General features: G+C 42.4%; 18 protein-coding genes and 1 riboswitch. Of the genes, 5 read left to right on the forward strand and 13 right to left on the reverse strand.

The features are described 5' to 3' along the window. Positions 1–159: 159 nt before the first annotated feature. Positions 160–2,454 (reverse strand): glycoside hydrolase family 65 protein, encoded by a 2,295-nt coding sequence (locus tag BLV00_RS10365; RefSeq protein WP_093044908.1) that lies wholly within the window; start codon positions 2,452–2,454, stop codon positions 160–162. A 208-nt stretch (positions 2,455–2,662) separates the two neighbouring features. Between BLV00_RS10365 and BLV00_RS10370 the strand changes: the two genes are divergently transcribed. Beyond that, complete coding sequence (locus tag BLV00_RS10370; RefSeq protein ID WP_245728939.1) at positions 2,663–3,415, forward strand: AraC family transcriptional regulator; 753 nt, start codon at positions 2,663–2,665, stop codon at positions 3,413–3,415. Positions 3,416–3,454: 39 nt separating this feature from the next. Beyond that, entirely contained in the window at positions 3,455–4,324 is an 870-nt protein-coding gene (locus BLV00_RS10375; protein ID WP_093044910.1) for a fructosamine kinase family protein, read from the forward strand. A 6-nt stretch (positions 4,325–4,330) separates the two neighbouring features. On the opposite strand, the gene BLV00_RS10380 is transcribed toward BLV00_RS10375, so the two are convergent. Continuing rightward, positions 4,331–5,302 carry a YbgA family protein gene (locus BLV00_RS10380; RefSeq protein ID WP_093044981.1) on the reverse strand — a complete coding sequence of 324 codons (972 nt, stop codon included), beginning with the start codon at positions 5,300–5,302 and terminating at the stop codon, positions 4,331–4,333. A gap of 141 nt (positions 5,303–5,443) precedes the next feature. On the opposite strand from BLV00_RS10380, the gene BLV00_RS10385 reads away from it, so the two are divergent. Further along, a complete protein-coding gene (locus BLV00_RS10385; protein ID WP_093044911.1) occupies positions 5,444–6,802 on the forward strand; it encodes a YjiH family protein in 1,359 nt (452 codons plus the stop codon). Between the two features lie 67 nt (positions 6,803–6,869). Here the strand turns inward: BLV00_RS10385 and BLV00_RS10390 are convergent, their stop codons facing one another. The 8 genes from BLV00_RS10390 to ribD form a co-directional block, all read right to left on the reverse strand. Then, positions 6,870–7,535 carry a type 1 glutamine amidotransferase domain-containing protein gene (locus tag BLV00_RS10390; protein ID WP_093044912.1) on the reverse strand — a complete coding sequence of 222 codons (666 nt, stop codon included), beginning with the start codon at positions 7,533–7,535 and terminating at the stop codon, positions 6,870–6,872. A 376-nt stretch (positions 7,536–7,911) separates the two neighbouring features. Beyond that, positions 7,912–8,901: an acyltransferase family protein gene (locus tag BLV00_RS10395; RefSeq protein WP_093044913.1), complete on the reverse strand. Its 990-nt coding sequence runs from the start codon at positions 8,899–8,901 to the stop codon at positions 7,912–7,914. Between the two features lie 808 nt (positions 8,902–9,709). Next, positions 9,710–10,951: an aminopeptidase gene (locus BLV00_RS10400; RefSeq protein ID WP_093044914.1), complete on the reverse strand. Its 1,242-nt coding sequence runs from the start codon at positions 10,949–10,951 to the stop codon at positions 9,710–9,712. A gap of 215 nt (positions 10,952–11,166) precedes the next feature. Beyond that, positions 11,167–12,561, reverse strand: coding sequence for an L-cystine transporter (locus tag BLV00_RS10405; protein WP_093044915.1), 1,395 nt, complete (start codon positions 12,559–12,561; stop codon positions 11,167–11,169). Positions 12,562–12,753: 192 nt separating this feature from the next. Beyond that, positions 12,754–13,221: a 6,7-dimethyl-8-ribityllumazine synthase gene (gene ribH / locus BLV00_RS10410; RefSeq protein WP_093044916.1), complete on the reverse strand. Its 468-nt coding sequence runs from the start codon at positions 13,219–13,221 to the stop codon at positions 12,754–12,756. Positions 13,222–13,242: 21 nt separating this feature from the next. Continuing rightward, positions 13,243–14,436, reverse strand: a complete 1,194-nt coding sequence (locus BLV00_RS10415) for a bifunctional 3,4-dihydroxy-2-butanone-4-phosphate synthase/GTP cyclohydrolase II (RefSeq protein WP_093044917.1) — start codon at positions 14,434–14,436, stop codon at positions 13,243–13,245. A gap of 14 nt (positions 14,437–14,450) precedes the next feature. After that, positions 14,451–15,110: a riboflavin synthase gene (gene ribE / locus BLV00_RS10420; protein WP_093044918.1), complete on the reverse strand. Its 660-nt coding sequence runs from the start codon at positions 15,108–15,110 to the stop codon at positions 14,451–14,453. Between the two features lies 1 nt (position 15,111). Further along, entirely contained in the window at positions 15,112–16,209 is a 1,098-nt protein-coding gene (ribD, locus tag BLV00_RS10425) for a bifunctional diaminohydroxyphosphoribosylaminopyrimidine deaminase/5-amino-6-(5-phosphoribosylamino)uracil reductase RibD (protein WP_093044919.1), read from the reverse strand. A 250-nt stretch (positions 16,210–16,459) separates the two neighbouring features. Continuing rightward, positions 16,460–16,638, reverse strand: a riboswitch (FMN riboswitch). 160 nt (positions 16,639–16,798) lie between these two features. Here ribD and BLV00_RS10430 point away from each other — a divergent pair. Next, entirely contained in the window at positions 16,799–17,110 is a 312-nt protein-coding gene (locus tag BLV00_RS10430; protein ID WP_093044920.1) for a hypothetical protein, read from the forward strand. Between the two features lie 83 nt (positions 17,111–17,193). Here BLV00_RS10430 and BLV00_RS10435 read toward each other — a convergent pair whose 3' ends face one another. The 3 genes from BLV00_RS10435 to BLV00_RS10445 all read right to left on the reverse strand — a co-directional run bounded on the left by BLV00_RS10435 (position 17,194) and on the right by BLV00_RS10445 (position 18,620). Beyond that, positions 17,194–17,598, reverse strand: a complete 405-nt coding sequence (locus BLV00_RS10435) for a VOC family protein (protein WP_093044921.1) — start codon at positions 17,596–17,598, stop codon at positions 17,194–17,196. A 117-nt stretch (positions 17,599–17,715) separates the two neighbouring features. After that, positions 17,716–18,165, reverse strand: a complete 450-nt coding sequence (locus BLV00_RS10440; protein ID WP_093044922.1) for an OsmC family protein — start codon at positions 18,163–18,165, stop codon at positions 17,716–17,718. A 95-nt stretch (positions 18,166–18,260) separates the two neighbouring features. Further along, positions 18,261–18,620, reverse strand: a complete 360-nt coding sequence (locus BLV00_RS10445; RefSeq protein ID WP_093044923.1) for a DUF488 domain-containing protein — start codon at positions 18,618–18,620, stop codon at positions 18,261–18,263. 252 nt (positions 18,621–18,872) lie between these two features. Between BLV00_RS10445 and BLV00_RS10450 the strand changes: the two genes are divergently transcribed. Beyond that, positions 18,873–20,195 carry a cytochrome ubiquinol oxidase subunit I gene (locus BLV00_RS10450; RefSeq protein WP_093044924.1) on the forward strand — a complete coding sequence of 441 codons (1,323 nt, stop codon included), beginning with the start codon at positions 18,873–18,875 and terminating at the stop codon, positions 20,193–20,195. Positions 20,196–20,198: the final 3 nt, after the last annotated feature.

Here is a 20,198-nt window from a genome sequence, read left to right on the forward strand (position 1 = left end):
AATGTGCGACATTCCAGTCAAATCGTGCAAGTCCGAGTGTTAAACGTGCAACTGCTGTTAATAAACATGGTCGTCTAGTAAATAAATGTGTGACTATCTGAAATCGGTTCTCCCGGCAATATGTAAAAGAGCAAGCTTAATCAAGAAGCTTGCTCTTACTTAAAAGGCTAATTTTGTTGTTTCCCCCGGTATTACTTCCACTTCTTCTCCATTTACAAACAGTTTCACACTATCTCCTTCAACTAAATCCAGTGCAATACCGTCACGGGAGACTTTCACTTTGATCGGCCGACCGTAGTAATGAAGGTGGAATGCATAGCTGTTCCATTCCTCTGGGAGCTTCGGCATTAAATGCAGGCCCTCCGGTTTAATGCGGAGGCCGGCAAACCCGAATACGATCGCCATCCAGGTTCCTCCCATGTTAGCCATATGAAGCCCGTCTTTTGTATTTCCATGTGTGTTATCCAAATCCAGCCGGGCCGTTTCTTCAAAATAATGATAGGCTTTATCCATATCTCCCAGCTTGGACGCCATCATACTGAATACACAGGAAGACAGTGAGGAATCATGCGTCGTAATCCGCTCATAGTAGTCATAGGAATGATGGATCGTCTCCTCATCGCTATAGTCTTCCAAAAGAAAATGTGCCAGTACCGTGTCTGCCTGTTTACACACTTGATAACGGTACAAAGTCAAAGGGTGAAAATGCAATAATAAAGGGTAGTGTTCTTTTGGTGTGTTTTCAAAATCCCACACCGCTTTGTTTAGAAAACTGTCATCCTGCGCATTGATTTGCAAACTTTCATTGTACGGCAGGTACATACCCTCGGCAGCTCGCTTGAAGCTTTCCACTTCCTTTCCTGAAAGGTCCAGCCGCTCCCATAGCTTTTCAACATCATTATCCTCCCAGGTTTTCATTTTTTCGTAGACACGATAAGCCCATTCCAGATTATGCTTAGCCATAGCATTTGTATAGTAATTATTATTAACAATGCAGGTATACTCATCAGGACCGGTGACGTTGTCGATGCCAAAGGTGCCATCCTTGCGGAAATGGCCCATATCGATCCATAACCGGGCTGTTTCCATCAGTACCTCCGCCCCATAGTCCATTAGGAAGTCCTCATCTCCGGTAGCATGATAGTACTGAATATAGCTATAGGCAATGTCGGCACTAATATGATACTGAGCAGTCCCAGCAGGAAAATAGGAGGAGCATTCTTCCCCGTTTATGGTTCTCCATGGGAAAAGAGCTCCCTGGTTATGCCCCATTTCTAACGCTCGGTTACGGGCATTGTCCAAAATCGAATGGCGATAGACCAGCAGTTGTTTGGCCAAATCAGGAGCTGTCATCAAGAATACAGGAATCATATAAATTTCTGTATCCCAGAAATAATGCCCTTCATAGCCTTCACCACTTAAACCTTTAGCCGTGATATTGCTGAACTTATCTCTTCCAGCAGATTGCAGCAAATGATAAAGGTTGAACCGTATTCCTTCCTGTAAAGCCTCATCACCATCTACTTCTACATCACTCCGCTCCCAATATTGTTTGAGGTATTTTTCTTGTGCCTCCAACAGCTGATTCTCATGGATGCTGTCTAACTGCCCTTTAATCCGAACAGCCTTCTGCCGTAAATCCCCATTGTGGCGTAAATCATCCACGTAAATGTTCCACTTACTGAATACAACCGGCTTAGCCTGATCGGCTTGATATTCATACGTAAATACAATTCGCTGCTCATCTGCTTCCTTACTTACATCCACCAGCTTATCATCAAGTCCTTTATGATAACTCAGGCAGGCCATTTCCAGTTTCGATCTCTCTGCTTTGCTCTTAAGAAAAGCACTTTCTCCAAGAACTTCCGATTCGTTCACATGAAGCAATTTGGCATGTCCCGCTCCGACTCTTGGGTCCCCTGGATCTACGAAGTTTTCTACTTCTCCATCCAGGGTGGATACAATCGTAATGGTCTCACTGAAATTCAAAGGAATAACCGAAACTTTAATAAAGAACAACTCACGGTGTACAAAGGAGACCACACGTTCAAATTGAACCTCTACCTCTTTACCCAATGGAGACCTCCACTTGATTGACCTCAACGTTTTCCCTTTGTCCAGATGAAGGATTCTTCCGTATTCGACAACCTCTCCTTCCTGTATAGAAAAATGCTCTTTTTCTTTTCCTAAATATATATGGATGGTCTGTCCATCAATGACATTCAACATTTTCTGCTGCGTATCAGGAAACGCGAACAATTTCTCTCCGTAGGGGATATCAATCACGTCATGAAAAGCATTCAAATAGGTACCACGTACTGTTGGCACTGCCCTTCCATAGGATTCTTCAAAATTCCCACGCACCCCAATATAGCCATTACCAAGAGAGAATAAGCTTTCTTCATTATTCAAATCCATTTCTTTAATGGAATGCCGCTCAATTTTCCAACTCATCCTTAATACTCCTCCCTGCTTTCATAGTGGTAGTCTAACTAGGCCGATCAAACATGCTCCAACCTTGTTTTTTCCCGTTAAACTTGATGGGCAAACGCCTTCCCCTTAAAATATAGAACCGCTTTAATTTTTAAGTGAAATCGCTTACAATAAGGATTGAATCGAATCGTTCACTTTACATACTTTTAAATGCTTAGGGGGCATCATGATGTTGACAATCAAGCAAACGATGATCGACCAGTTTATGAGCATGCGAATACATAATAAAAAAAGCCATCACCCTCACCCGTCTTATCTGTTAGAGCATCAATTGCTGGAATCTATCACCAGGAAAGATATGGAACGGGCAAGCCTATTACTTAAAAATATCAATCAAATTACCCGCCAATCATGTGCCAGACGCAAACTGCGATCACTTAAAAATTCAGTAATCAGTTCGTGCACCTTGTTTACCCGTGCAGCCATCAAAGGCGGAGTCGATCCTGAAACAGCCTTTCAGCTAAATGATACCTACTTGCAGAAGATTGAAGATCTCACTTCCATTCAATCTATTCATCAGCTTGAGTATTCGATGCTGGACGATTTTATTCAGACCGTAAAAAAGGCAGACAACCTCCCTTATAGCCCGGTCATCAATAAAGCGATCATCTATCTGCACGAACATATCCTATCTGAATTGACATTAGAAGAAATTGCGCAGGCGTGTTACGTCAGTCCCAGCTACTTGTCGCATCTATTCAAAAAAGAGGTTGGGCTGTCCGTTGTCCAGTTTATTAATGAAAAGAGAGTGGAGGAATCGAAATATTTTTTGCTGAACACATCTACTTCTATTGCTGATATAGCTCGGTTATTTCAGTTTTGCAACCAAAGTTACTATACCTCTGTATTTAAAAAGTATGTCAATCAAACTCCCAAACAATACCGGGAGGCAATGGCCACTCCGACATTGAAGGAATGTTAGCATAAAAGACGGGGTATAAGTGTGTTGGAGGGATGTAATATGAACAAAACGATCCAAAGCTCCTTACAAAACCTTGGAGATCACTCTGCTATAGAGTCGTTACACCAGGTGGCAGGTGGAGATATTAATGAAGCTTTTTACGTCAGTACCAGGGAGAATAGCTATTTTATCAAAACAAATGAAGATATACCTACACACTTCTTTGAGGTGGAAGCCAAAGGCTTGGAACTGATTCGAAATACCAACACCATACGAGTCCCGTACGTCTACTATTTTGACCGGCCGGAAAATGGAGCGTCCGGGGCAATCATAATGGAGTGGATCAGCAGCTCTCCTCAAAGCGATACGGCTGAACGGTTGGGACGTAAATTAGCAAAAATGCATCAGTTTGAAAACGATCGATATGGTCTTGAGGATGACACGTTTGTAGGTACGCTTGCACAGCCTAATGGGTTGTTTGAAGACTGGATAGTTTATTACCAGACAAAAAGACTACTCCCCCAGTTTGAATTAGCAAACAGGCAGGGGGTGATGAATCATGAGCGCAGAAATAAAATGGAGCAATTGATCTCCCAACTGGAAAAATGGATTCCAAAACGTCCAGGTGCCTCTCTGCTTCACGGTGACCTTTGGGGAGGAAACTGGATGGCAGGCCCTGACGGGGAGCCATGTTTGATCGACCCTTCTGTCGTTTATGGAGATCGTTCGTTTGAGCTGGCCTTCACCGAACTGTTCGGCGGATTCCCAAAACAGTTTTATGAAGCTTATAACGACATGCACTCCCTTCCATCCAACTATCGCGATACAAAAGAAATCTACCAGTTATTTTACCTGTTAGTCCATTTGAATCTGTTCGGAGAAAGCTACGGCAGGGCTGTTGACCGTATTCTCGCTTCCTATATAGGCTGATTCTTGTCACGAATAGGCTCTTCCCTTGCCTGAATCAGATATTTCCACCAGTTCCATCGGGTAGGGTTCAAAATACGTCTGCCTTTTTAAGTATTTCTTATCGAAACGGATCGTCCATGCTTTCAAGATTGCCAACACCGTACTGAGTGGAACCTTTTCTTCGTGATACCGCCGTAGTTCATCAAGGAAATATCTTTTTTCATCGCCGGTAATATCGTGTTTAAAATAGCCGAAAATATGCTCGCACACATTGATATGTGATGGACGGGAAGCTGGCTTTTCCATAAGTTCACTTAATTTTTCCTCATAGCGGGCATATACGGTCATAACAGGCAAAGAATCGTGATTAGCTGTTAACCGCCCCATTTCTTTCACTATTTGAGGGTGGTATGCCATAAATAAATATTTGTTTTGAGAATGGAATTCAACGAGTCCTTTTAATTTCTCTGTTCTTTTTTGTTCTCGGAAAGCAGCCAGGGTAAACAGCTTTATCAGGAAGTGCTCACGCAACGTGAAATTTTTCAAACGGCCTTCTTCTTCGATTGCCAGTCCGGGAAAGCTCTTCAACACTTCCTGGGCGAAGATGCCGTCGGTTTTCCCAACAACTTGAGGGTTCCCACCTTGACCATATACTTTAACATCGGAAATTCCACACGTTGGCGACCTTCCTTTTAATAGAAAACCATCGATTTCTGGTAACTTGTTCAGATATGCTATAGAAAAACTCACCATCGAATTCGTCAAATTTTTATTGGTCTTCGGCTGGATAAGCTGACAGCCATCTTTCGCTTCTACAAGCCGGATGACATCCCGTGGAATGCCAAGACCGATTTCCACTTCCGGACATACAGGCAGGAACTCCACGAAGTCATCAAGACGCTGTACTACCTTATCGGGAATGGCTTCTCCATTATAACGGACAGGGCCGAATTCCAGGCACTTGCTGACCACTACTCTCGGAGTCGGAAAGTTACGAATCATCACATTTCCTCCTAAAGTACGTTTCGGTTTATGAATCTTTTCAAAAAATTACTATTGGCAATTCAACCTTTTTGTATTAAAATTAATTTTGCTGTATTTTTATGAATGTCCTTATATCACATTATAGGAGTGTACCCCATGAAGAATTTTCGTGTAGCCGATCATTTGAAATTTATTATTCCATCCTTAATCGGTATCATTCTATTTATGGTACCTTTTGCCGATACAACTGAAGACGGTCAGGAAATTATCACTATTCCGATTGCGATTTTATCGGGATGGGTAGAGACAGCGCTTGCTGATCAATTATCGTTTATCATGATGATCATCATTTCCATTACTGCACTTGGATCGGTTGTCATCCGATTGACGGGACCCGCCTTACTCGACCAATTCCCGTTTTTCCAATCTTTATTCTATGTATCGCCGGTATGGCTGATTACGCGGGTCCTGGGTATGATTTTCGCAATCATGGTCTATTATCAAATCGGGCCAGAAGCAATCATTTCTGAGAACACCGGGGGACTGCTGCTGGATTCATTACTACATGTTTTGTTTGCAGTCTTCTTATTCGCCGGTCTATTTTTACCGTTATTACTTAACTATGGACTGTTAGAACTGGTAGGTGTGTTATTGACAAAAATTATGCGTCCACTATTTACGCTGCCAGGACGTTCTTCCATCGATTCCATTGCCTCCTGGCTGGGAGACGGAACCATCGGTGTTTTATTGACAAGTAAACAGTATGAAGAAGGATACTATTCCAAGCGGGAGGCTGCCGTTATCGGTACTACCTTCTCTGTGGTATCCATCACCTTCAGTCTGGTAGTCATCAGTGAAGTCGGTCTGGCGCATATGTTCGTACCTTTTTACTTGACCGTAGGGTTTTCCGGCTTTGTTGCGGCACTTATAATGCCACGGATTCCGCCACTTTCACGTAAAGCACGGACCTATGTAACCGAAGAAGCGGAAGACGTCGAAGAAAAAATTCCAGAAGAACATAATGTGTTCAGTTACGCATATCAGCAGGCAGTTGAACGCGGCAGCAAAGAAACTAGTGTAAAAAAGTTCTTTAAACAAGGTGCACAGAACATCCTTGATATGTGGATGGGTGTAGCACCAATCGTCATGGCGCTAGGTACGATCGCCCTTGTGATCGCTGAATTCACACCATTTTTCACATGGCTGGGTTATCCGTTCATCCCACTATTGGAATTGATGCAGGTACCATATGCAGCGGAAGCTTCGGAAACAATTCTTGTCGGATTTGCAGACATGTTCTTACCTGCCATCATTGGTGCGTCCATTGAAAGTGAAATGACCCGATTCATTATCGCTACTCTGTCGGTCACTCAGTTGATCTATATGTCTGAGGTCGGCGGCTTATTGCTCGGTTCTAAAATACCTGTCAACATGAAGGATCTATTCATCATCTTCCTCCTTCGTACCCTGATTACATTGCCGATCATCGTCCTTGTAGCTCACTTTATATTTTAATAAGAAAAATATACCCCGGACCTCCAGATAGATATTGGAGGGCTCCGGGGTATTGTTATTTTATAGACTACTTGTTCATTTCATCGACAAAGGCCCGACCGGCGCTTAGGCTGGATTGCGGATTTTGTCCAGTGATGAAGTTTCCATCTATTTGTATATGGTCTTCCCAGTTATCTTTAGTAATGAATTCTGCACCTTCTTCGCGGAGCTTGCTTTCCAACATAAATGGCATTAACCCATCAAGTCCTGTATCGCGTTCTTCCGCATCAGTAAAACCTGTGATTTTCTTTCCTTTTACAATAGAATCTCCATTGCTGCCTTTGACGCCGGCAAACCCAGCTGGCCCATGGCATACCGCACCGATCAGCTTACCGTTATCGGCAAAGTGCTGCAGTACATGCTGCAACGTTTTATTATCGGGGAAATCGAACATGGTCCCATGTCCCCCAGGCAGGAATACTCCATCATAGTTCTCAGGTGTAATGTCATCCAACTTCACTGTACTGTTCAGGGGATCCATTACACTATCATCCCATTCATCCGGGAGCTCGTTAGAATAGCTATTCGGATCAATATGAATCTTTCCTCCCTTAGGGCTTGCAGTTGTCACATCATACCCAGCTTGTGTGAATTCCATATAGGGTTCAACAAACTCAGAAAGCCATAATCCAGTTTCATGTTCATCATCAATTTTTTGTGTGCTCGTTACGATCATCAATATTTTCTTAGCCATGGCGTCGCCATCTCCTCCTTTAATGTTGAAACTCTCTCTACTTACTATTTCACATTTCCTGTTATTTCAAACAAAGTAACAGTTTAGTTAACTTCAAATCCCGATACAGGGAAAACGTATCAATGTGCAATCTCCAAAGAAAAGAACAAAAGCGCAAGCGCCTTGCTCACCCCCGACAAGCTTAAGCCAAGCTTCGCCGTGACGTTTTTTGTCACAGAGAGGATTGACTTAAGACCTCGAGGGGGTAGGCGCTGGAGCTGGAAGTAGCCCGCCGCAAAGTGTTATCCACAACCATTAATTTTTATAAATTCCTAGACAATAATAAAGCCGTATCATCCAGGGAAGCCTGGAAGATACGACTTTTTGTTCCAGCTATTTAGGAGGTTTGCTGCCTTTTTCTTAATAAAGGAAGCTTTCCTTCAATGAAGGGTTTTGCCACTGTCAATGCAGGTTTGCTTGATAGCAATAATACGATCAGCATCGATAATACAGCTAAACCTACGACATCCATGATGTTATCCACCTTGAACGCATCGATTTGCCTGAAGAATTGAATGAAGAAACCATGGAGTAAATACACATACAATGTCCTCTGTCCCAAATTGGTAATTCTCATCTCTCTTCGAGGCATCCAGGCGATGACATTGACAATCATCAGACCCGCAAGGACATAGATACTCAAGCGTATTAAGCCACCTGCATCTGCGAGCTCCAACACTTCGTATGACTTGGACCCTAACAGCCAGCCTGAGTTGATTTCAGGCAGGAAGAATAGCAGCCCTGCGACTATGCCCATCACAGCTATTGAAGCAATCTTTACAGGTATGGTACGCCATTTTGCGATGTTTTCTTTCGTCAGCCAGTAGCCTGCCAGGAAGAATGGGAAAAACACAAACGTCCTCGATAAACTATAGGCATGCCCAATCGTATCAAAATAGCCAACCAATATTCCTATCGCGATTGTAATTGCCATCCCAGTAATGGGTGGAATTCTACTGAATAATTGCAGCAGCAAATGCCAGCAGAACATACTGACTAAGAACCATAATGACCAATGGGGATAGAACAGCCCGCTCGCCCAGCCTTCTTTTCCGATAAAAAAGAAATATCCGGTGTAAATCGTTTGGAACATCAAATAAGGAAAAAGTAACTTTTTAGCTAATTTAGCAATATACCCCTTGTTCCCTGCACCTTTTGCGAAAAATCCAGCCAGTAAGATAAAAGCTGGCATATGGAATGTGTAAATCCACATATACAACGTATACATTGGCTTCGATCCATCTGTAAACGGTTGAATCATATGGCCGAACACTACAAGGAATATCAAGATTACTTTCGCATTATCAAACAATGCATCGCGTTTCATATGCCTCAGTCCTTTTTTAGTTTAAAATCATCCTTCACTCTATTCACCTTTTTTGCGTGTTTTAAACAGGTGGTCATGTTTCATTTTATACGGAAATGGCATATTATAAGGCATTTTCAAACAGATGTTATGGAATTTTAAGTGGGGTGATAAACTTCGTAATCAGCCTGTAACAGACCATGAAAAAAGCAGCTGAACTAATCAGCTGCTTTAAGAAACCTTCATTTAATTATTCAGCTCTGTTAACTCTCTGTCTTGATTTTACAGCTAAAACTCCCTTTTGCTGAAGACTCAGGTTCGAGAGAAACTGTTTCCGTTATGGTCACCGAGTCAGGAGAAGGGAGGCTGGGAAACGGTTCGCTATCTGTTTTTTGATGAACGATCCCTACGTTGTAAGAAGATATCTTCCACATTCCCTGCATGACAAGGCTCAATGATTCAGGAAACAAGCCCTCTTTGTAGCTGTTACTATGAGTGAATGATTCTGCCTATCGATATTTCCGTTACTCTTATAAACGCAAGGAGGTCCGGGAAATTGCGAGACTCCTCGAAAATGGTACGCATTTTCTTCGTGCGGTGTTAATTCAAGAAGCTTATTCAAAGTCCTATGGGATGAACATGATCGGTGAGATCCCGCAAGGCGAAGCCTGAGGAAGCTCACCACATGCCCATGGAAAGCGAGTGATTTCCCGGACCTCAAAACGCTCACCAGGACCCAAATTATCTTGAAATCAAGTCTTCGACTTTTCGGCCCTATAATTGAATAAGGCTATTATGAAAAATAAACACCAACGTTCATCAGAGCCAATTATTTAAAATCGATTGCCCAGGAACCGTCAATAAAGACTGGTTCGGTAGTGCCATCAGCTAACTCACCTTGAATTTGTAAATCTTCTGATCCCATCATGAAGTCAACATGTACCAGGCTGTCATTGACTCCCTTTTCATTCATTTCTTCTTTAGACATATCCGATCCACCTTCTATATTCGTCGGATAGGCTTTACCCAAAGCTAAATGACAGGAAGCATTTTCGTCATATAAGGTATTGAAGAAAATATGGCCGGACTGCGAAATTGGCGACTCATGGGGTACCAGGGCGACCTCGCCCAACCGCTTAGCTCCTCCATCCGTTTCAAGCAGGTGCTTCAATGTATCCTCCCCTGCTTCTGCTTTATAATCCACTACTTTTCCATCTTTAAATACAAGTGTGAAATTTTCTACTAAGCTACCGCCATGATTCAATGGTTTGGTACTGGTCACCTTGCCGTTGACCCCATATTTATGCGGCATCGTGAACACTTCTTCCGTAGGAATATTGGGATTGAATTCGATGCCATCATTTGTTTTAGTAGAACCGCCATGCCAGATGTGTCCCTCCGGAAGATCAATCGTCAAATCCGTACCAGGTGCTTTATAGTGAAGCTTACGATATTGCTTTTCATTTAGAAATTCTCGTGCCTGACGTAATGTTTTATTATGCTCGTTCCAGGCTTCTACCGGATCATCCTGGTCGACACGGGTAATCTTGAAAATCTGGTCCCATAATTTATCAACCGCCATTTTTTCCGGGCGGTTCGGGAATACTTTCTTTGCCCATGCCACTTGAGGGAATGCAATGATGTTCCAGGAAACCTTATCATTCATGACATAGTCGCGGTAGGTGGTCAATGCCTGAGCGCTTGCTTTATTAGTAGCCGCGATCCGTTCGGAATCCACATCTTTCATCAAATCAGGATCAGGACCGTAAATGGTTAATAAAGAATAACCATCTTTGACCATCTCCTCTAATCCATCCGCTTTCCACTTTGGAAAGTTGGTCAGTACATCCATTGGGGCGTTTTTCAATTTCATGTACGAAAGCATTTCGTCATTCCATTCCACATGGACGTTTTTTGCTCCTTTGCCATAAGCTTTCGCAGCGATAATCCGTACGATCTCGGAAGCTTCTAATGGGGCATTTAAAATCAAGCCTTGTCCCTTTTGTAAGTTGACTCCTTTTGTAAGAGCTAAATCCGCATATTTTTCCAGGTTCTTTTGGGTGTTTTTCATATTGTTTCCCTCCATCTATTGCCGATTGTTTTGCTATTCTCAATTATTTCATAATTACGTCATCTTTCCCAGCGAGATAACTCCATATCAACGTTACCTGACAATAACAATCAGCAACCGACAATCCATCCTTTATATATCTCCATTTTAAAACATAGAAACCCCCATTGATCAATCATTTGACCAACAGGGGTTTTGGCTATATTTATATAGATCTAGACGGCAATATCTTTTTCAATAGCATCTCTATCATTGAATTTAGTAACATCCAGTTTCCCTAAAATACGTGATGTTAAAGTTCCCGAGGTCATGGCACCGTTGACGTTCAACGCTGTTCTTCCCATATCGATCAATGGTTCCACGGAAATGAGCAATCCCGCTAAATAAACGGGCAAATTCATGGAAGACAATACAATCAAAGCTGCGAAAGTAGCTCCTCCCCCAACTCCAGCTACACCAAAGGAGCTGATCCCGATTATCAAAATCAGTTGGACCAGAAAACCGGGGCTGAGTGGATCGATTCCCACCGTAGGCGCGATCATAACAGCAAGCATAGCGGGATAAATCCCGGCACAACCATTTTGACCGATAGTAGCTCCGAACGAAGCGGACATGTTCGCCGTCCCCTCATCTACTCCCAGACTGTTTTTTTGAGCAGAAATATTCAATGGAATTGTTCCTGCGCTGGAGCGGGAAGTAAAGGCGAACCCTAATACCGGTAATACTTTTTTCACGTAAGTCAGTGGGTTCAACCCTCCAAACGCCAGCAGTACTAGATGAAGGACGAACATCACCAGCAGGGCTACATAGGAAGCGAGCACAAATTTCCCCAGTTCCAATATTCCAGCCACATTCGTCTGGGCAACTGTACTTGCCATCAGACCCATGATGCCATATGGCGTCAAACGAAGCACCAGGGTAACAATGCGCATTACTACTGCATAAACCGCATGGACACCTTTAATAAAGATCGCCGCTTGCTCTGGATTCTTCCTCCTTACCCCAAGAACAGCAATCCCGACAATCGCTGAAAAAATAACAACAGCTATGGTAGAGGTTGCTCTGTCACCGGTCATATCCTGGAACGGATTGGAAGGAATGAATTGTAGAATCTTCTGTGGGGTACTCATCCCTTCTACTTCACCTAATCGTTCTTCCAAAAAGCTTCCTCGCTCTTGTTCAGCCTGCCCCGCTTCAATCTGTTCTGCATTCAAATCAAAGGCAAGAGAACTGCCAACCCCTACGACTGCCGCTACCATGGCGGTGGCTACCAGAATACCTATGATCCACCCTGACATCTTCCCTAATTCGGATGTTTTTTCTAAATTGATGATCGACTGGATGATCGATACCATGACGAGCGGGATGACAATCATCATTAACAATCGAACATATCCACGTCCTACAATACTGTACCAATCTGTCGTTTGAGCTACTATGCCTGATTCTGCCCCGTATGCAATTTGTAAAAACACTCCTAACAGAATCCCAAATCCTAACCCTGCGAATACACGCTTGCTGAATGAAAAATGCTTTTGCTGCATCTTTACCAACGCACCGATAAGTACCAATAAAATAGCAATATTCAAGCCAACTAACAAATGGACCATCACCTTTCTCCATGTATGAAATGGTAAAGCTCCTCTTAAACTAATAATCCTTATCAGTTTAATTGGTTTTAAATAAGATACCGCTATTTTATGCAGCTGTCAATGGATTGTTGCTTATTTTTAATTATATGAAAATTTAATGTTGTCCTAGTAAAAAAAACTCACGCACAATTGGCGTGAGCTTTTCCGTTATTATCCAAGTATTTTATTCAAGTTAGCCATTTCAATCGCTGCCGATGCCGCTTCCCAACCTTTGTTGCCAGCTTTCGTACCAGCTCGTTCAATCGCCTGTTCAATCGTATCCGTAGTAATGACGCCGAAAATCACAGGAATGCCACTCTTACTGGAAGCCTGTGATACTCCTTTAGCAGCTTCGCTGCATACATAATCAAAATGAGGGGTAGAACCTCTGATGACAGCTCCAAGTGTTATAACCGCATCATATTTACCAGATTCAGCCATTTTGGAAGCGATCATTGGAATCTCAAACGCCCCAGGAACCCAGGCTGCTTCCACCTGGTCTATATCTATTCCATGACGCTTCAACCCGTCGAGCGCCCCTTCGTATAGCTTGCTGGTAATGAAATCATTAAATCTTCCAACGACCATTCCAATTTTCAAGTCCGATCCGACTAGATTTCCTTCGTAGTGTTTAACCATGTAGTTTTCCTCCTTCAATCCCTAAAAATGAAATAAATGACCTAGCTTGGATTTTTTTGTTTGCAGATATTTCTCATTTTCAACTCGGCTAGGCATTTGAATCGGCAGTCGTTCTACGACTTCTAATCCATGCCCGCCCAAACCGGAAATTTTTCTCGGATTATTTGTTAATAAGCGCAGTTTGGTGATACCCAGGTCCTTCAAAATCTGGGCTCCAATGCCATAATCCCTTAAGTCAGGGGCAAAGCCCAGCTTTTGGTTAGCTTCTACTGTATCCAGCCCTTGCTCCTGCAGTTTGTAAGCGTGCATTTTATTCAATAAACCGATACCGCGTCCTTCCTGGCGCATATACAACAGAACTCCGCTGCCATTTTCTTCGATTTGACGGAGGGCAGCCTCAAGCTGTGGCCCACAGTCACAACGGTAAGAACCGAATACATCACCGGTCAGGCATTCGGAGTGGACCCGTACCAATGTAGGTTCATCCGGTTGGATTTCCCCTTTAACTAAAGCGACATGTTCTCGGAAATCAACATCATTGGTATAGCCATAAGCTTTGAAATCACCATATTCTGTTGGAAGGTTGATTTCCACTTCCCGTTTGACATGATTCTCATAACGGTTACGGTATTTGATCAGATCTTCGATCGTGATCATGGTCAGGTCAAATTCATCTGCCATTTTTCTCAGATCAGGCACTCTTGCCATCGTTCCGTCTTCTTTGATGATTTCACAAATAACCCCAGCAGGATCTGAGCCAGACAGCTTAGCTAAATCTACAGCAGCTTCCGTATGACCAGCACGACGCATAACTCCTCCTTCTTTCGCTAACAAAGGGAAAATATGGCCAGGTTTATTAAAATCCTCTGGTTTCGATTCAGGATTAAGCAGTTGTTTGATGGTTTCTGCCCGCTCAGCTGCTGATATTCCAGTCGTTGTATTTTTATGATCTATACTGACTGTGAAAGCTGTTGCCAGCGAATCCGTATTTTTTTCTACCATCGGGAATAAATCCAGCTTCTCAGCAATCGGCTGGCTGACTGGAGCACAGACTAATCCTTTTCCATAAGTAATCATAAAATTGATCATTTCTGGTGTCGCATATTCCGCCAGTCCAATCAAATCCCCTTCATTTTCCCTGTCTTCATCATCACAGACGATAACGACCTTTCCTTGCTTCAAATCTTCTAAAGCTTGCTCAATAGAGTCAAACATTTCGGTCACCTCTCTCAATTTCCTCCAAACCCGTGGTCATCCAGGAATGCTTTCGTCAAGTTTGAAGATTGGCTCTTTTGGCTGTGTTGCCCAGATAGAAAATGAGCAACATATTTACTGATCATGTCACATTCAATATTTACGTTATCCCCAACACCTTTCGCGCCAAGGACTGTATGATCCATTGTGTGTGGAATCAACGATATCGTGATGGTATCTTCGCTGACTCCAAAAACGGTCAAACTCGTTCCATCGACCGCGACCGATCCTTTATAAACAAAATAACCCAGTAAATCACCGGATAAAGATATCTCATAATAAACCGCATTCGCGCGGCTATTTTTGCTTACAATCGTTCCTTTTCCATCAATATGCCCAGAAACAAGGTGGCCCCCGAACCTTCCATCTGCTGCCATCGCCCGCTCCAGGTTCACTTTGCTGCCTTTTTTCAGCTCATTTAAATTCGTGGCGTGGTAGGTCTCTGGCATGACATCAAAAGAAATAGCCTTATTTTTAATTTCAGTAATTGTTAAACATACACCGTTAATAGAAATACTGTCTCCAAGCTTTGCATCCTCAAGAATAGTATGAGCTGTAATGGTTATTTCCATCGCTTCGGTTTTAGATGTGATGGCTTGGATTTCTCCAATTTCCTCTACAATACCTGTAAACATGTTAAGTTCTCCCCTTTGGAATGGCTGTCACTTTTATATCTTCACCAACCATTTCCGTCGAATGAATACGTAAATGAAGTGCTTGCTTCAGCTGCTCAAACCCTTTTCCTTCTACAGGAGTAAGAGCATCTTTACCGCCTAACAGCTTCGGTGCGATATAGGCGACCAGTTCACTGACTTTTCCAGCGCGTACAAAAGCGTCGGCAATCGTTCCTCCACCTTCTACAAGTAAAGAAGTGATATTCTTCTCACCCAAATAGCGCAGCACTTCCGGGATCTTGATTGCTGGAGATTTCAATGAGATGACCTCGACATGGTCTTTGGACCGGTATGCTTTCAATTGATGCGGAGACACTCTGCTGCTCGTAATAATCCAGGTAGGAGCCTCATCGTTTTGTATCAGTTGAGAAGAAAGCGGTGTCCTAAGATGATTGTCAAGTATGATGCGTACTGGGTTTTTGCCATTACCTTCCATGCGTGTAGTCAATTTAGGATCATCGTTGATTACGGTCTGGACGCCAACTAATATCGCATCACAACGACGACGATACTGATGACCATCGTTTCGTGCATTTTCACCCGTTATCCATTGGCTTTCCCCAGATGAAGTAGCAATTTTCCCATCAAGAGTCATGGCGGTTTTCAAATAAACGTAAGGTTCACCCGTTTCAATAAAATGAAAAAAATTGGCATTCAAGCTGTCAGCTTGCTCTCTCAGAACACCAGTTGCCACTTCAATTCCGGCGTTTTCCAGCATTTTGATACCTCTTCCGGCTACCTTCGGATTTGGATCATCGGAAGCGATAACCACTCGTTTCATTCCAGCATCAATGATTGCCTGTGCGCATGGCGGTGTTTTTCCATAATGACTGCAAGGTTCCAGGGTTACATAAATCGTTGCATTTTTGGCCTTATCACCAGCCATCTTCAAGGCGTTTATTTCTGCGTGGGCTTCACCCGCTTTCACATGGACCCCAAGTCCGACCACTTCATTATCCTTCACGACCACCGCTCCTACAGATGGATTTGGCGAGGTCTGGCCTACTGTGGTTTTTGCCATATCAATGGCCAACTTGATATATTGTTCATCTCGATCCATATATTCCTCACCTCCATCATTCCTGTAGGACATTCATCCATCATAGTTATCATTAGAAAAACTTGGCTTATCGCCAAGATGGCGAAAACCTAAGTGTTTCTTATTCTTTAATCCTTTAAAAAAGTTAAACTTTCTTAAAGTACAACAAAAAGACCCTGAAGAAGGCATACTTCTCCAGGGTCACCGTAAATGTCTTTTATTTTTGAGTATGTTTAAGAAGCCATACTTCCAGAATTTATGACCATTTACCTCTTTCCTTCTCCCATCCAGACTGTCACTGTCGGCTTTGGAATTTCACCAAATCAGGGGGAACACCAGATGCCACGCATCCTTTTTCAAAGTTGCCTTTGAAGGTATTCCCCGTCGCGGGCTGAGAGTTTGAAGCTCATTACCGCCGGTTGAGAATTTCACTCGACCCCGAAGGAATTACGCATATTCGATTGGTTCTTATAATTTAATATAAAGGAAATAACGTAATTTAGCAATCGATCTGAATTTTAATTTATAAATAGGTTCGCTTACAGTTATTCCCACCATATTTCCCCACTCTCAGGTTACACTATAAAAAAGAGAGTTAGGAGTGAAAGTAATGAAACGAAAAGAACAAAAAGATAAAGGTTATTCAGATTTTGCTAATGTAGAAACGCAACGAAATTTTTTGACACATGAAGACTTTACTGAAGGACCATACGGATCACCAATTAAAAAGTACGATCTTGCTGAAAATAAAAGCACACCATGGAAAAAAGGACAGCAGCCATATAGTGCTTTCACATACGAAAACCGTAATCTTCATGAAGGTCTACCACGTCAATATCCACAAGCTCACCCGACCCACGATGATAAAGAGATGGAAAGTGAAGCCCCATACGACCACGCTTCAAATAAAGGGGATAGTTAAACCGGCATGGTATAAAAAAGGGGGGTTGTCCCAGTAAGACAACTCCCCCATCATTTATTTCTAGTTAACGATTATTCATTATTTCATATTCCTTCAGTGTTCATCAATACGACTCGCCATCCATCAGGATCTGCTATGGTTGTACCTTTTTCTTTCCAATATCCGTTTTCAGGTTCAACCTCACCATAGCCGAATTGCTTCAATCTCACCACTACGTTATTCAGTTGATTTTTATCAGGTATGTAAAAAACCAATAAATTATCTCTTGTAGGTGCCGGGCATGAACTTCCTTCATCATGACTAGTGAATTCAAGGTGGTATTGAGGATTGGGCATTCCTAAAATCACACCCTTGTACCCTCTATGACCAGAAAATTCTGTGAGTCTTTTCAACCCGATTCCTTCTTCATAAAATTCTATAACTTCAGCTAGTTTATCCGTAGGCCTAGCGACCCTTACTTGCACTGCAGAAAAGTCGGTGAACTCCACTCACAACACCTCTTCCTTATTTCATCACTTTATCCCAGAATATCATAAAAAAGCAGTTCACGCTGAAGTTTAATACACTCCACATTTGAACTGCTTTTTCATTTATAAAACCCCCCATTATCCTGTAATTGACGTATCCGCTTCTAATGATAGCTCTACATTCCCTTTTATCGCTTTCGATATCATACAACTTGTTTCAGCTTTTTTAACCAGCCTATCCAGTCGGACTAAGTCATCTTTTGAAGCGTCTTTTTTCAAAACAACCTTAGGCCGGTGAATGATCTTTTGATAAGTAAAAATACCGTCGGTTACATCCACAATACCTTCCGATGTTAATCCCATCTCTTTCAATGGAAGGCCGGCGCGTTCAATCATAGCTGCCAGGGTAATTATATAACAGGTGGACGCTGCTCCAAGCAGCATCTCATCAGGATTTGTACCGATATCAGGTCCATTCATTTCTTTAGGGATAGATATTTCTGTTTTCAACTTTCCAGCGTCAATGTAGCCGACGTTATTCCTTCCGCCTGGCCAATCGGCTTTTAAATGGAAATGATGTTCTGCCATCTTCATTCCCCTCTCTCATTTGTTATGTCTATTTTATAGAAGAACATGCTGGAATTACAAAAAAAACAACCATGCCTTGCGGTGGCATGATTGTATTACTGTTCTTTCTCAAGTAATTCTTTTAAAACAATAGCGTGGTTATGCTCTTCATTCTTTGCACCATACAGCAAAACAAGTCGTTCATTCTCTGCCATCTTTTTCAGTTGCTGCAATTGATGTTTACGTTCTTTACTGTTATCAATTTGTTCTTTGTAATACTCTTTAAATTCTTCATACTTCTCGGGATCATGATCGAACCATTGTCTGAGTTCTTTGCTCGGTGAAATTTCTTTCATCCATTCATCTACCTGCGCTTGTTCTTTCGAAATTCCACGGGGCCATACTCCATCAACAAGAACGCGATTGCCTCCTAAAGGATCAGACTCATCATAAATCCTTTGTAAAACGATAGACATATTTCTTACCCCTTTCTTATCCTTACCTTTTCTTATTACCTGCTTTGCAAAAAAGTAAACCCCTTTTCAAATTCGCTCTGTTTAATTTCACCACTCGTGTAGATTATTATCGAATATACATTCGTAACAAAGCTTTTACAGCGTAAAAACAATAAAGGGGATGGCTATCGTATAAGCTGTTCTTTATATGTATAAAAGTTCTTCCTTCGGGATTAATAATTAACAGATTCTACCTATGGGGAAGTGAAAATATTGGATCCAGTCATGTATGCACGAGCTTTATTCGGCAGCTCTCTGGTCTTTCATATCATATATGCCACACTTGGAGTAGGCCTTCCTTTGATCATCATTTTAGGGGAAGTCATGAATTTAATAACGAAAGATAGGCATTACGCTATTATGGCAAGAAGAATCACTAAAGGATTTGCAATCCTGATTGCTGTGTCTATTGCCTCCGGAACTATTGTCGGTGTCCTTTTATCCTTACTATGGCCAGGATTCATGGAGATGGTAGGGCAGGTCATCGCTCTGCCCTTTTTAATTGAAATATTCGCTTTTTTAATAGAAGCAGTATTCATGTCTATTTATCTTTATGCGGCAGACAGACTATCCTCGCCTATGCGTCTTCTAAGTATAGTCCTTGTCGCAATAGGTGCAGTAGGTTCTGCTATTTTAATTACTGATGCCCATGCTTGGATGAATACACCGGATGGATTCCGAATCGTCAACGGAGAAGTGGTCGATGTTGATCCGTTAGATGCATTTTTCAATCCCAGCTTCTTTACCACGGCCATTCATGTCACTGTATCTGCATACATGACTGCAGCATTTGTAATGGCATCTGTTGCAGCCTTCAAACTGCTGAAACGTAATAAAACTAACGAGGAACGGGCGTATCATATGAAAGGTTTGACTATGGCTCTTGTTCTAGGTGCCGTTATGTCTATGGCCACTGCTGTTAATGGCCATGAAACTGCTCAAATGCTGCACGAATATATGCCTAGAAAACTCGCGGCTGCTGAAGGATTATTTGAAACACGAACCCACGCCCCTTTAGCTATAGGAGGGTTTACAGATGAAGAAAGCGAGTCGGTGCTATTCGCCATTGAAATCCCCTGGGCTTTAAGCTTCTTAGCTGGAAACCGTTTTGACACGGAGGTTATGGGGTTGAACGAATTTCCGAAAGATGAATGGCCGCCATTATTCGTCCATACCCTGTTTAATGTAATGGTTGGAATTGGAACTTTACTTCTCCTTTATTCCTTGTTCCTTATCGCGTGGAAGTTCGTGTTAAAGAAAAGTTTCAAACCTTGGATGCTGGCTGGCTTAACAGCTGGAGGTCCCTTGGCCATAATAGCTATTGAAGCTGGTTGGCTTTTCAGTTGTATTGGACGACAGCCCTGGACAATTACTAATGTGATGAAAACCACAGAAGCTGCTACCAGATCTAATTATGTAGGACTTCTGTTCTTTTTGTTCATAGGATTATATATTGCGTTGTTATTCATCACCAGTTTTGTTTTGTATACCTATTTTAAGCGGAATCCGGTCATAAAAGATTTAAAGGAGGGATGAAAC

Source organism: Thalassobacillus cyri (assembly GCF_900107755.1).
Lineage (GTDB): Bacteria > Bacillota > Bacilli > Bacillales > Halobacillaceae > Thalassobacillus > Thalassobacillus cyri.